13 protein-coding genes are annotated in these 12,968 nt (G+C 55.8%); 3 read left to right on the forward strand and 10 right to left on the reverse strand.

The window, feature by feature from the left end:
• From ELK40_RS18550 to rppH, 8 genes are all read right to left on the reverse strand, one after another.
• Positions 1–324, reverse strand: coding sequence for a prepilin-type N-terminal cleavage/methylation domain-containing protein (locus tag ELK40_RS18550; protein ID WP_127732204.1), 324 nt, complete (start codon positions 322–324; stop codon positions 1–3).
• The gene (locus ELK40_RS18555) at positions 309–710 is read right to left on the reverse strand and encodes a DUF2509 family protein (RefSeq protein WP_127732206.1); all 402 of its coding nucleotides are present in this window, start codon (positions 708–710) and stop codon (positions 309–311) included. Before ELK40_RS18555 ends, ELK40_RS18550 begins: the two co-directional genes overlap by 16 nt.
• Positions 707–1,267 (reverse strand): prepilin peptidase-dependent protein, encoded by a 561-nt coding sequence (locus ELK40_RS18560; protein ID WP_127732208.1) that lies wholly within the window; start codon positions 1,265–1,267, stop codon positions 707–709. Before ELK40_RS18560 ends, ELK40_RS18555 begins: the two co-directional genes overlap by 4 nt.
• On the reverse strand, positions 1,258–1,722 hold the full coding sequence (locus tag ELK40_RS18565; RefSeq protein WP_127732830.1) for a prepilin peptidase-dependent protein: 465 nt from the start codon (positions 1,720–1,722) through the stop codon (positions 1,258–1,260). The genes ELK40_RS18560 and ELK40_RS18565 overlap by 10 nt, the downstream gene beginning before the upstream one ends.
• A 184-nt stretch (positions 1,723–1,906) precedes the next feature.
• A complete protein-coding gene (gene thyA / locus ELK40_RS18570) occupies positions 1,907–2,701 on the reverse strand; it encodes a thymidylate synthase (protein ID WP_111966081.1) in 795 nt (264 codons plus the stop codon).
• Between the two features lie 6 nt (positions 2,702–2,707).
• Entirely contained in the window at positions 2,708–3,583 is an 876-nt protein-coding gene (lgt, locus tag ELK40_RS18575; RefSeq protein ID WP_127732210.1) for a prolipoprotein diacylglyceryl transferase, read from the reverse strand.
• A 193-nt stretch (positions 3,584–3,776) separates the two neighbouring features.
• The gene (gene ptsP, locus ELK40_RS18580) at positions 3,777–6,023 is read right to left on the reverse strand and encodes a phosphoenolpyruvate--protein phosphotransferase (RefSeq protein ID WP_111966082.1); all 2,247 of its coding nucleotides are present in this window, start codon (positions 6,021–6,023) and stop codon (positions 3,777–3,779) included.
• 12 nt (positions 6,024–6,035) lie between these two features.
• Positions 6,036–6,566: an RNA pyrophosphohydrolase gene (gene rppH / locus ELK40_RS18585; protein ID WP_013098553.1), complete on the reverse strand. Its 531-nt coding sequence runs from the start codon at positions 6,564–6,566 to the stop codon at positions 6,036–6,038.
• A gap of 683 nt (positions 6,567–7,249) precedes the next feature.
• Between rppH and mutH the strand changes: the two genes are divergently transcribed.
• From mutH to ELK40_RS18600, 3 genes are all read left to right on the forward strand, one after another.
• Positions 7,250–7,942: a DNA mismatch repair endonuclease MutH gene (mutH, locus tag ELK40_RS18590; protein WP_111966083.1), complete on the forward strand. Its 693-nt coding sequence runs from the start codon at positions 7,250–7,252 to the stop codon at positions 7,940–7,942.
• Positions 7,943–8,070: 128 nt separating this feature from the next.
• Positions 8,071–8,289, forward strand: a complete 219-nt coding sequence (locus ELK40_RS18595; RefSeq protein ID WP_008499668.1) for a YgdI/YgdR family lipoprotein — start codon at positions 8,071–8,073, stop codon at positions 8,287–8,289.
• Between the two features lie 131 nt (positions 8,290–8,420).
• Complete coding sequence (locus ELK40_RS18600) at positions 8,421–9,461, forward strand: NADP(H)-dependent aldo-keto reductase (protein WP_127732212.1); 1,041 nt, start codon at positions 8,421–8,423, stop codon at positions 9,459–9,461.
• 92 nt (positions 9,462–9,553) lie between these two features.
• Here the strand turns inward: ELK40_RS18600 and lplT are convergent, their stop codons facing one another.
• Both lplT and aas read right to left on the reverse strand, forming a co-directional pair.
• Positions 9,554–10,747 carry a lysophospholipid transporter LplT gene (gene lplT / locus ELK40_RS18605; protein ID WP_127732214.1) on the reverse strand — a complete coding sequence of 398 codons (1,194 nt, stop codon included), beginning with the start codon at positions 10,745–10,747 and terminating at the stop codon, positions 9,554–9,556.
• Complete coding sequence (gene aas, locus ELK40_RS18610) at positions 10,740–12,899, reverse strand: bifunctional acyl-ACP--phospholipid O-acyltransferase/long-chain-fatty-acid--ACP ligase (protein ID WP_127732216.1); 2,160 nt, start codon at positions 12,897–12,899, stop codon at positions 10,740–10,742. The genes lplT and aas overlap by 8 nt, the downstream gene beginning before the upstream one ends.
• Positions 12,900–12,968: the final 69 nt, after the last annotated feature.

A 12,968-nucleotide genomic window follows, 5' to 3' on the forward strand; every position in this document is an offset into this window, starting at 1 on the left:
CTACTGGCTAACCGGGCAATGCAGACGCGTAAGCTCACCGCGCCGCCCCAGAGGAGAAATAAGTGTAACCGTGATGCTGACACATCCTGCGTGCGTTGTCTGCCCCCGACGGGCCTGCCAGCCTGCAGGGAGAACATTTGTTGAGAGCTGAGACTGATTCCAGGCATGGTGCCAGAGCTGGCGATACTGGTTAAACAGGGTAAACCGCGCCGCCAGAGCCCGGTGATAACCCGACAAAGCCGTCACGACGATCACCAGCAGCATCATCGCCAGCAGGACTTCCACCATGCTAAACCCTTTTTCTTTGCTCACGGCAGCTGGCATAACGCGCTCTCCTTAAGGGGACAAAAATCACTCCAGCCGTGAGGCAAAAAGCGAACTTCCCCGTCGACAATCTCTGCTGCGCGCCAGAGCAGCAGGCCGCTGTCTCCGGCAATCAGTAACGCGCGCCCCTCACTCAGCTGGCGCAAACACACTCGCCACGCAGGTGTCTTTTTGCACTGAATCTGGGGCTCTGACGACCAGCTCTGAACCCGTCCCCACTCAAGCGCTGACTGTACCGTCGCCTGCTGCTGAAGCGAGCGGCTCTCGCCGCCAACGAGCGCGCTAAACGTTATGAGCTGCTGATTGAGACCCGTGAGGATCAGTGTCCCGAGCACCAGTAAAAGCAGAACCAGCGCCAGCGAAGATATGCCGCGTTGACGATTCAAAGGTTGTATCCCGTGACCGTATACAACGCCTGCCAGGGCTCCCCCTTCTCGCCTTTGCGAATCGCCGCCATTTCGATATTCACCTCAGGCGCAAAACCGGCATGCTCCACTGTTCTTACCACAAAATGCGCGATCGTAAGCCTGCTCGGGTCAGTAAGCTTTTCCCATCCTTTTCCTTCACATGAGGTCGCTCCACGCAGGGTTTCCAGCGCCCCCGACTCCAGACGAAAACCGGTGCTGTCATTTTCTGATGCGCTGTTATCCCAGCTGCCGTTACTGTTGGCGTCCGACCGCACAATGACGCAACTTCCAAGCCTCGCGGTCACCAGCGCCTGCCCCTGACAGTTTCCCGCGCAGTACCCCGCACGCTGAAGCTGTTTGCCCACGGAAAACAGATGATGCCAGACCTCTTCCTCTAGTTCTCTCTGGCCGGATTGCACTAAGACCGCTCGCTGCAAGCCGGGTAAAAATCGCGATGCGCTTATCAGCAAAAGGCTGCTAATCGCCGTAGCAATCAGAACTTCAGTCAGCGAGAAACCACGCTGCCTCATCGACATGAACCTCCCCCAGTGACCTTACACATCCTGATGCGTCCTCCATTTGAGACAATAATCAACCACTCTCCTGCACGGCTTTGAACGCGTATCCGCCCTGCCCACGCCGTATCCCTTAATCCATAGAACGCGAGCGACGGCGTTACCTCGCCGATCGCGACTTCAGGCCAGAGTGGTATCAGCACAAAGGGACTGCCCTTCTCACAGCCTTGGGCGGCAGAGCTCACCAGACAGTCCCGGCCTCCCACCCGCTGATGGGTAATTTGATGGTCGCGGTTGTAGCGGTTGGCATGATTGCGTAGAAAAAGCAGGTAATCTCGCACCTGACTGGCGGTTTGCCACAGCCGCTGCTGCCGCTGCCAGCTGTCCCATCCGTACAGCCCTGAGGCGCTAAGAATAACGACAAGCGATATGGCGACCAGCGTTTCGATAAGCGTAAAACCGTTCTCTTTTTTCATACCGGGAGTGTGGCGAAGCACCGTGAACATGACGAGCATCGAAATATCGTTTTACGAGGCGTTATCCGGAGAATTGGAAGAGTTGCAGCGCGTTGCACGCTTTCTGGATAGCGCTTCGGGAAACGGGATATAGGCGAAAAAAAACCGGCGCTAAACAGCACCGGTTGTGTCACGCTTTATCGCATCAGATAGCGACGGGCGCTTTGATGCCCGGATGTGGGTCGTAGCCCTCAATTTCGAAATCATCAAAGCGGTAATCGAAGATTGATGCCGGTTTGCGCTTGATAACCAGCTTCGGCAGCGCACGCGGTTCGCGCGTCAGCTGGAGATGCGTCTGTTCCATATGGTTGCTGTAAAGATGGGTATCCCCTCCGGTCCAGACAAAATCCCCCACTTCCAGATCGCACTGCTGCGCCATCATGTGGACCAACAGCGCATAGCTGGCAATGTTAAACGGCAGGCCGAGGAACACGTCACAGGAGCGCTGGTAGAGCTGGCAGGAGAGCTTCCCATCCGCCACATAGAACTGGAAGAACGCATGGCACGGTGCCAGCGCCATTTTATCCAGCTCGCCGACGTTCCAGGCGGAAACGATGATGCGGCGCGAGTCCGGATCGTTTTTCAGCTGGTTCATCACGGTGGTGATCTGGTCAATATGGCGGCCATCAGGCGTTGGCCATGCGCGCCACTGCTTGCCGTAAACCGGGCCCAGGTTGCCATTTTCATCTGCCCATTCGTCCCAGATTGAGACGTTATTTTCGTGCAGATACGCTATGTTGGTATCGCCTTGCAGGAACCAGAGCAGTTCATGAATGATCGAGCGCAGGTGGCAGCGCTTTGTCGTCACCAGAGGGAAGCCTTCTTGCAGGTTGAAGCGCATCTGGTGGCCAAAAATGGAGAGCGTACCGGTGCCGGTGCGGTCGTTTTTCGGCGTGCCCTCGTCGAGCACTTTTTTCATCAATTCAAGATACTGTTTCATGGTTCCTCAGGAAATTTGTTGCTGTGGACGACGACGATACGCCCAAATCATCATAATGGTACCCGCGACAATCATCGGTATGGAGAGGATCTGCCCCATGCTGATGTACTGTACCCATTCGCCGGTAAACTGTGCGTCTGGCTGACGGAAGAACTCGACGATAATACGGAATGCGCCGTAGCCAATAAGGAACAGGCCGGAGACAGCGCCCATCGGACGCGGTTTGCGGATAAACAGGTTGAGAATGATAAACAGCACAACGCCTTCCAGCGCCAGCTCGTACAGCTGAGACATATGGCGCGGCAGAACGCCGTAGGTATCGAAAATGGACTGCCACTCCGGATGTGATGGCAGCAGCGCGATATCTTCCGCGCGGGAGCCCGGGAACAGCATCGTATAAGGCACGCTCGGGTCGACGCGGCCCCACAGCTCACCGTTGATAAAGTTACCCAGACGACCGGCACCCAGACCAAACGGGATCAGCGGCGCGATAAAATCCGAAACCTGGAAGAAGTTGCGTTTGGTGCGTTTGGCAAAAATCACCATCACCAGGATCACCCCAATCAGGCCGCCGTGGAAGGACATGCCGCCGTCCCAGACGCGGAACAGGTAGAGGGGATCGTTCAGGAATACAGGGAAGTTATAGAACAGCACGTACCCAATACGGCCACCGAGGAACACGCCGAGGAAGCCCGCATAGAGCAGGTTTTCAACTTCGTTTTTCGTCCAGCCGCTGCCGGGACGACTGGCGCGACGGCCAGCGAGCCACATGGCAAAAATGAAGCCCACCAGGTACATCAGACCGTACCAGTGAAGCGAAACAGGTCCTACTGAGAAAATGACCGGATCAAATTCCGGAAAATGCAGATAACCACTGTTCATCTGTCACCACAAGATGTTGTTATTCCGCTGAAAGTGGACAGCGGTAGAAATGCGATTCTGCCGTAAGCAGAGGCTCCAAAGTTGCGAATCATAGCATAAGGCGGGCGCGGAGGATGCGCCCGAGATGTAAAAGATGTGTATAGGGTGTTATGCCCTCTGGTGCCCTCTCCCACCGGGAGAGGGAGAAAGACGATTAGCGGCCGCCGCGGATCAGGCCGCCCATACCGCGTCGTTCCATAAACGCCGCGACCTGGTGACGGACCTCAGCAGCCAGCTGCGCCTCAAGGCTGCGTTCTGCGAGTTCGCGAGCATCATTGATGTCGATATGTCGCAGCAGGTATTTCACGCGGGCGACAGCGCGACCGTTCATCGACAGATGGCGGTATCCCAGACCAATAAGGATCGCAACGCACATGGAATCCCCGGCCATTTCACCGCACAGGCGTAAATCAATGCCGTACTGCTCCGCTTCACGGGCAATCATCGCTAACGCGCGAATGATCGCCGGATGCAGGCTGTCGTAGATACTGGCGACGCGGGTATTGTTGCGGTCGACGGCCAGAATATATTGCGTCAGGTCGTTGGTGCCGACAGAGATAAAATCAACACGGCTTGCCAGCTGCGGCAGCATAAAGACCATGGACGGCACTTCTAGCATCACGCCGATCCGCGGTTTCGGGATCGCATAGCCGATCATCTCTTCCACTTCACGCCCGGCACGTTCGATCAGCCGCCGCGACTCGTCGATCTCATCAATGCTTGTGACCATCGGCAGCAGGATGCTGAGATTGCCCGTCGCCGCGTTGGCGCGCAGCATCGCGCGCACCTGGATCAGGAAGATCTCCGGCTGATCGAGCGTAATGCGGATCCCACGCCAGCCCAGGCACGGGTTTTCTTCGCTGATCGGCATGTAGGGGAGCTGTTTATCCGCCCCGACATCCAGGGTTCGCAGGGTGACAGGTTTGTCGTTAAACATCTGCAGCATCCCCTGATACTGCGCCACCTGCTCCTCTTCGGAGGGGAAACCGCTCTGCAGCATGAACGGGATTTCAGTACGGTATAGGCCAATGCCGTCGATGCGGCTGCCAAGCTTTTCTTCATGCTCAGGGCTTAAACCGGCGTTGAGCATGACTTTGATCCGCTCACCGCTCTTAAGCTGTGCGGGCAGGTTAACGTCATCTTCCGCCAGCTTGCTTAATTCATTCTCTTCGCTGATAAGACGCTGGTATTCCTGGAGCAGAACCGGCTCAGGATCGACCAGCAGCTCACCGCGATAGCCGTCGACCACCAGCGTACGGCGGTGCAGTACCGACGGCTGAATGTCCGCCCCCATAACGGTAGGGATACCCAGCGCGCGCACCATAATGGCGGCGTGTGAGTTGGCGGCACCATCGCGCACCACGACACCGGCCAGCCTGTCCTGCGGCAGTTCAGCCAGCGTGGTTGCCGACAGTTCATCGGCGACCAGAACAAACCGTTGAGGCCAGGCATTCGGCCCCTGAATGGTGTCATCAAGATGGAACAGCAGACGTTGTCCCAGGGCCCGGAGATCTCCAGCCCGCTCTTTCAGGTAACCGTCGGTCAATGCCGCAAATTGGTCGGCAAATTTCTCGATAACCTTCTTAACGGCCCACTCCGCGACCGAGCCTTTATCCACTTCAGCAAAAAGCTCACGACGCAGACGCGCATCGGAAAGCAGGTGCGAATAGAGGTCGAAAATGGCCGCCGTCTCTTTTTGCGCACCTGCGGCAAAACGTTTGCTGTAACGACGAAATTCATTCGCCGCCTCTTCCAGCGCGGCGGTAAGACGCTCGCGCTCAAGCGCTTCATCAAGCGTTGAGGCTTCGTAAACCTGCTCCATTAACGGCAGCGTGGCGTCCATCCAGCCTTCAGCAATCGCTACGCCTGGCGATGCCGGAAGGGCACGAATGCGCGTATGGCGATACTGGCCAAAGAGCGCGGCAAGCTGAGACTGGGAGAGGATCGCCGCCATCTGCGTGGCCAGCGTGACGAGGAAAGACTCCTCGCTTTCGTCATACTGACGTAGCTCACGCTGCTGGACGACCAGTACGCCGAGCAGCTGGCGACGCTGGATAATCGGTACGCCAAGGAAAGCGCGGAAGCGCTCTTCTTTTACGGAAGGAATGTATTTAAAGCTGGGGTGTTTTTGCGCGTCAGCAAGGTTGATGGGTTCAGCCAGCCGCCCAACCAGACCGACGATACCCTCATCAAATGCGAGCGTTACGGTGCGTCCACGCGGCTTCTTCAAACCACGGGTCGCCATCAGGTAATAGCAGCGCCGATCGTGGTCGGCCAGATACACCGAACAGACCTCGGTCTCCATCGCAAGACAGATGTCGGTGACCAGAATATTCAGCGCCTCGTTCAGACGCGGAGCGCTGGCCACCTTCTCGACTATTTCTCGCAAGCGGGTGAGCATGATTTGCGTAGCTTAACCTCTTTTACGTCGCCAGGCAGGTGCGCTCTGCGGCTTAGGCGGGATCTCCTGAAGCTGCATGACCACACTTGCAAACTCTTTCATCACCCTACGGTAAACATCGCGTTTAAATGACACGACCTGACGAACAGGATACCAATAGCTCACCCAGCGCCAGCCATCGAACTCCGGCGTACTGCTGGTTTGCATATTGATGTCTGAATCGTTGCCCACCAACTGCAACAGAAACCACTTCTGTTTCTGGCCGATACAAACCGGCTTTGTGTCCCAACGCACCAAACGTTTCGGTAACTTGTAACGCAACCAGTTGCGGGTCGAAGCCAGGATGCGAACATCTTTCCGGCTCAAACCGACCTCTTCAAAAAGCTCCCGGTACATCGCTTGTTCTGGGGACTCTCCCGGATTGATCCCGCCTTGCGGGAACTGCCAGGAGTGCTGACCATATCGCCGGGCCCACATTACCTGGCCCTGACGATTACAAATTACTATTCCTACGTTCGGGCGGTAGCCATCGTCATCAATCACCGGACTACCCCAAACTAAACCTTATATATGAATGATTGTTTCACACTACAGGGAGGCGGTAAACCACTCTCTTACAGGGCTGCAGCCTAATAACATTTGAATAACTCACAAATAAGTGCTGAGTTATAAACAGATGAGAGCCATTAAAAGGAATTTTATTCACCTTTTCTGTGGATATAGTTGTGAAGAAGTGTCTAATTACCGATGAACAACCTCAAACAATGCCGTCCCCCCCTTTTTAGCTTAATTCAATAATACAATTATTTTCATATAGTTAAATGCATTTCCATGAACACAAAACAGAATAGCGTGACGATCGTCACATCAGGGATCGTCGTGCTGATGAAAGATCGAACAGCGTCGGTTTTATCCACAGATTGTGCCAATAAGTTAGTCACAATTTGTTTGAAAATTCGATTTTCCTCGCACGTCAAGGCTGTAGATTGAAACAGTAGTCAGGGTTATGCCCAGTTATCCCATTTTTCTGTGGATAACATGGTGTAAGATCCTGTTCATTGTCAGTGACCAGATTTGAACAACCCGTTTTCCGACTCTGGTGAAACGATTTCAAACCAGTAAAAAAACATATAAATCATGTACATGGAATATTCGTACAGAAATAGTTAAACTCTATCCACAGGGGACAATTTCTTCGTTTATTTTTTAATCAAAAGGTTACCATCATGCATCCGCTTACACCCTTGCTCTCACCGCCGTCCAGCGAGGGCCAGTTGCTACAGCAGGCACAGCGTCTTGCAGGCTTTTCGCTTGGCGAGCTGGCGGCAATGGCAGGGCTTCAGATCCCGAAGGATCTTAAGCGGGATAAAGGCTGGATCGGCATGCTGCTTGAACTATGGCTGGGTGCCAGCGCAGGGAGCAAACCCGAGCAGGATTTTGCTGCACTTGGCGTGGAGTTAAAAACTATCCCTGTAGACAGCCAGGGCAAGCCGCTTGAGACCACCTTTGTCTGCGTTGCGCCATTAACCGGCAATACCGGCGTGACGTGGGAAACCAGTCACGTTCGCCACAAGCTGAAGCGCGTATTATGGGTACCGGTTGAAGGTGAGCGTCAGATCCCCCTGGCTGACCGTCGCGTTGGCGCACCGCTGCTCTGGAGCCCGGACGAGGATGAAGAGCATCAGCTGCGCCTGGACTGGGAAGAGCTGATGGACATGATTGTGCTTGGGCAGGTAGAGCGCATCACCGCCCGACACGGAGAAGTGTTACAGCTGCGTCCGAAAGCGGCCAACAGTAAAGCGCTTACCGAGGCAATCGGCGCGCAGGGTGAACCGATACTGACGTTGCCACGCGGTTTTTATCTCAAAAAGAATTTCACTGGCGCACTCCTGGCACGTCATTTCCTGTTAAAAACATAGTTTTTTACTTATTTTGCGAGCTCTCAAACATAATCGACTGCTTTTTAAGATTTTACCGCTTCCTCAAGTCGCCATATCGGGTTAATACTAGATTATGATTTGATACAAGCCAGATGAGGACGATAACGATGAAAAAATGGGCAGTATTAGTGTCAGCAGTCGGTTTAGCGTTTGCCGTATCGGGCTGTAGCAGCGATTACGTCATGGCGACAAAAGATGGTCGAATGATCCTGACCGATGGCAAACCCGAAGTCGACGATGATACCGGTCTGGTCAGCTACCGCGACCAGGAAGGCAATAAAATGCAGATCAATCGCGACGAAGTATCGCAAATTATCGAGCGATAATCAGAGAGAGGTCAGTCGCTTGCTGGCCTTTTTGATTTTTTTCTTCCCCTTTTGCTTCCCCTCTGCCATGTTTATATTCCTTTGTCGGGCACGCCCTGACGCGGTCTATAAGTCTACTGAGGAAGCCGGCTATGCATTATCACCGTATCCCCCACAGCGCTCTGGAAATAAGCCAACTGGGGTTGGGCACGATGACATTTGGTGAACAAAACAGCGAAGCCGATGCCCATGCACAACTCGATTACGCCGTCAGCCAGGGCATTAACCTGATTGATGTTGCAGAGATGTATCCTGTTCCGCCACGCCCTGAAACGCAGGGACTTACCGAAACCTACTTCGGTAACTGGCTGGCAAAGCGCGGCAACCGTGAAAAGCTGGTGATCGCCTCAAAAGTCAGTGGCCCCGCGCGCAATAACGATACCGGGATCCGTCCGAACCAGATCCTCGATCGCAAGAATATCCGCGCCGCACTGGATGCCAGCCTGAAGCGCCTGCAAACCGACTATCTCGACCTCTACCAGGTGCACTGGCCGCAGCGACCAACCAACTGCTTTGGCAAGCTCGGATACAGCTGGAATGAGAGCGCCCCCGCCGTGACTCTGCTGGAAACGCTGGAAGCGCTGACCGAGTGCCAGCGCGCGGGAAAAATCCGCTACATTGGGGTATCTAACGAAACGGCCTTTGGGGTGATGCGCTATCTGCACCTGGCGGATAAGCACGATCTGCCGCGTATTGTGACTATCCAGAACCCGTACAGCCTGCTTAACCGCAGCTATGAGGTGGGTCTGGCCGAAGTGACACAGTATGAAGAGGTAGAGCTGCTCGCTTACTCCTGTCTCGGCTTCGGCACGCTGACGGGGAAATACCTGAACGGCGCGAAACCGGCGGGGGCGCGAAATACCCTCTTTAGCCGCTTCACCCGCTACAGCGGTGAGCAGACGCAGAAAGCCGTTGCTGCCTATGTGGATATCGCAAAGCGTCACGGTCTTGACCCTGCACAGATGGCGCTGGCCTTCGTGCGTCGTCAGCCGTTTGTTGCCAGCACCCTGCTGGGCGCGACCACGATGGAACAGCTGAAAACCAATATTGAGAGTTTCCACCTGAACCTGAGTGAAGAGGTGTTAGCGGAGATTGAAGCGGTGCATCAGGTTTATACTTATCCTGCACCATAGCCTGACGCTTTTGCCCGGTGGCGCTACGCTTACCGGGCCTACAGGTGCTCAAACGTAGGCCGGGTAAGGCGAAGCCACCACCCGGCTAGATATCAACGGCGACGCTGCCAAATCCACAAGCCCGCGATCGCAATCGCAAACAGCCCACCAAACCCGACGCCGATCCCCACCACCGGCACACCCATTTTTACCGCCAGCGAGTAGAGCCCCAGCATTAACAGCATTGCCAGGTTTTCACCCAGGTTTTGTACCGCGATGGCATTGCCTGCCCCGACGGTCTGCTTGCCCCGCTCCTGCAGTAACGCGTTCAGCGGCACCACGAAGAAGCCACCCAGAATACCAATCAGGATGAGGAGGACATACGCGGGCAATAACGCATGCTGCAGCGAGAAGATAAGCACCACGACGCCAATCAAGATCCCTGCGGGCATGCAGCGCGCGACCGTCTCGAGCGTCACCAGCTTCGCCGCCGCGCCCGCCCCAACCACAATGCCGATGGCCACCATCGCATTAAGATAGGTCGGCGTCGCATTGTCCGTAATACCCAGCGCCACCGGCACCCACAGGACCAGCAGGAAGCGCAGCGTGACGCCCGCCCCCCAGAACATACTGGTCCCCATCAGGGAGAAACGCGTTTCCCCGTTACGCCACAGCACGCGGCACGCGTTGAAGAAACTGCCGGTCATCGGTTTGAAGCGCCAGGATTGCCCCGGGCGAGCCACTGGCAGCTTCGGAATAAACAGGTTCGCCACGACCGCCCCGCCATATACCACCGCGCAGATGCCCAGTGCCGCCAGGACATGCCAGTCGGCCAGTACGCCGCCCGCGACGGATCCGAGCAGAATAGCGGCAATGGTTGACGACTCCATCAGGCCGTTGGCTTTCACCAGCTTATCGCCCGTGGTCAGCTCTCCGAGGATGCCATACTTTGCCGGGGAGTAGGCGGCAGCGCCAATGCCCACCAGCGTGTAGCCAATAAACGGATTAAAGCCAAAGCAAATGCTGGCGGCACCCAGCAGCTTGAGACCGTTGGCAAACATCATCACCCGGCCTTTCGGGAAGCTGTCCGCTACCTGCCCTACGAACGGAGCAAAAATAATGTAAGCGCCCACAAACACCATCTGCAGGATCGGCTGACTCCAGTCGGGGTAAAACTCGGCTTTCAGCAGCGCCAGCGTGGCGAACAACAGCGCATTATCACCGAACGCAGAGAGGAACTGCGCGGCAATGACCGCCATCATGCCTTTTGAACGCAGTGAGGTGTTAGTGTGTACTGACTCACGCATTTTGCTGTTCCGCCTCTTCAACCATGCCTTTCAGGGTCACGAAATCGGGCTTCCCGCTACCCAGCACCGGGAGCTGCTTCAGGTAGCGAATGTCGCGCGGCACGGCCAGTTCAGGGATACCGTGTACACGCGCATAGCTCAGTAACCTGTCGCGCTTAAGTTCAGCGTCGGTCGTAAACAGCACCAGCGCCTCGCCTTTGCTGACATCACTCTTCACCACCGTAGCATGCATCTTATCCGCAGACACGGCCGTTGCCAGCTGTTCGACCATTTCCAGAGAGACCATTTCACCGGCGATTTTAGCGAAGCGTTTCGCGCGTCCCTGAATCTGTACAAAGCCCTGCTCATCAAAACGGACGATATCCCCGGTGTCGTACCAGCCGGTTTCAACCTCGCCGTTGACGTTTTCCGCCGTCGGCGCTTCCAGCACGCCCGGGTTTTCCACGCGCAGATAACCGTTCATCACGTTTGGCCCTTTCAGCTGCAGACGGCCACCGTCCTCAATGCCCGGCACCGCCAGCAGACGCGCATCCATTCCCGGCAGGATTCGGCCAACCGTATCCGGTTTCGCCGCCATCGGCACGTTAATCGAGACCACGGGGGCACACTCGGTAACGCCATAGCCTTCAAGAATGCGCAGGCCAAACTTGTCCTGCCAGATCTGGCGCGTGCTCTCCTGCAGTTTTTCCGCACCGGCCACCACATACCGCACGCGATAGAAGTCATACGGATTGGCGAAACGCGCATAGTTGCCCAGGAAGGTTGAGGTTCCGAACAGGACGGTGCAGTTACGGTCATAGACCAGCTCCGGCACAATGCGGTAATGCAGCGGGCTCGGGTAGAGGAACACTTCTGCGCCGGTCAGGAGCGGCGTGAACAGCCCCACCGTCAGGCCAAAGGAGTGGAAAAGCGGCAGCGCCGACATAAAGCGGTCATCCGCGGTAAAGTCGGCAATGCTTTTGATCTGCTCAACGTTCGCCAGAATGCTCTTGTGGCTGTGGACGACGCCTTTAGGGTTGCCCTCCGATCCCGACGTGAAGAGGATAATGGCGTCATCTTCCGGCTGCTGTTTGACCTGCGCCAGACGCGGCACCAGCAGGTGAGCAAAAATCCACAGCTTGTCGCCGGTGGTCACGTCCGCTTTCAGATCCTCCAGGAAGACCCAGCGCACCTGGGTGAGCTGCTCGGGAAGATGCCAGAGCTTGCCTTTGTCCAGGAACTGTCGGGAGGTAAAGACGGTATTAATCTGGGCTGCGGTGATGGCGCTGGTCAACCCTTTTACGCCCGCCGTGTAGTTCATCATTGCCGGGATACGGCCCCGGGAAACCGCACCGAAAATCACCGCCGCGCTGATGCCCGCATTAGGAAGCATCAGGCCAATCTTTTCGCCTTTTTTGCTGTACTTCTCCAGAATACGGCCCACAAACAGGGTTTTGGTCAGCAGTTTGCGATAGGTGTCCGGGGTAAAGTTGATGTCTTCGATACAGTTTTTCTTCGCGCCATAGCGGTACTGCGCGGATAGCAGCGATTCGTACAGCGTTTCGCGCGGGCGCACGGCCATGCGCGCTTCCATCATAATCTGGTGCAGCATTTCCCCGGCGATTTTACGGCGATCGCGGGCACGCGGCGCTTCTGGCATCGGTAACGACGTTGGCGGCAGAATATGCAGGGTTATTTTAGGGAACAGACGCTGCTTCACCAGCCCCTTCAGGCGGCTGAAATGGGTTAGCTCCGCGCCTTCAATGCGCAGCGGCACCACGGTCGCTTTTGACTTCGCCGCGACAAACCCCGCGCCGTCGTAGATTTTCATCAGCGAACCGGTCACTGAAATACGCCCTTCAGGGAAAATAACCACCGGACGCCCTTGCTCAACCAGACGCACCAGATGCTTAATCATCATCGGCTTGGTCGGGTCGAGCGGCACAAAATCAATCAGCGGCGTCAGCCAGCGCATGTACCACTGCTGGCTGATAGAGGTATAGACCGCAAACACCGGGCGCACGGGTAAAAACAGCGCCAGCAGGATGCCATCTATAAAGGAAACATGATTTGGTGTGATAAGAACGCGTTCGCCGCGAAGCGCCTGGGCATCGCCAGTGACGTGGATGCGAAAAAGAATACGGAACAGTGTACGGAAGAACCCAAATAGCATCTCAACTCCCTTTGCCAGCCAGTGTGGAGGGTTGATAGTAAATGGTGGCAGATTACACGAGAAGTGATA

The sequence above is a fragment of the Enterobacter sp. N18-03635 genome (assembly GCF_004006055.1).
Taxonomy (GTDB): Bacteria; Pseudomonadota; Gammaproteobacteria; order Enterobacterales; family Enterobacteriaceae; genus Enterobacter; species Enterobacter vonholyi.

Coding starts and splice junctions, on each gene's coding strand:
- ELK40_RS18550 (WP_127732204.1), bottom strand. CDS start 324: ATGCCAGCTGCCGTGAGCAAAGAAAAAGGGTTTAGCATGGTGGAAGTC.
- ELK40_RS18560 (WP_127732208.1), bottom strand. CDS start 1,267: ATGTCGATGAGGCAGCGTGGTTTCTCGCTGACTGAAGTTCTGATTGCT.
- ELK40_RS18565 (WP_127732830.1), bottom strand. CDS start 1,722: ATGAAAAAAGAGAACGGTTTTACGCTTATCGAAACGCTGGTCGCCATA.
- thyA (WP_111966081.1), bottom strand. CDS start 2,701: ATGAAACAGTATCTTGAATTGATGAAAAAAGTGCTCGACGAGGGCACG.
- lgt (WP_127732210.1), bottom strand. CDS start 3,583: ATGAACAGTGGTTATCTGCATTTTCCGGAATTTGATCCGGTCATTTTC.
- ptsP (WP_111966082.1), bottom strand. CDS start 6,023: ATGCTCACCCGCTTGCGAGAAATAGTCGAGAAGGTGGCCAGCGCTCCG.
- mutH (WP_111966083.1), top strand. CDS start 7,250: ATGCATCCGCTTACACCCTTGCTCTCACCGCCGTCCAGCGAGGGCCAG.
- ELK40_RS18595 (WP_008499668.1), top strand. CDS start 8,071: ATGAAAAAATGGGCAGTATTAGTGTCAGCAGTCGGTTTAGCGTTTGCC.
- ELK40_RS18600 (WP_127732212.1), top strand. CDS start 8,421: ATGCATTATCACCGTATCCCCCACAGCGCTCTGGAAATAAGCCAACTG.
- lplT (WP_127732214.1), bottom strand. CDS start 10,747: ATGCGTGAGTCAGTACACACTAACACCTCACTGCGTTCAAAAGGCATG.
- aas (WP_127732216.1), bottom strand. CDS start 12,899: ATGCTATTTGGGTTCTTCCGTACACTGTTCCGTATTCTTTTTCGCATC.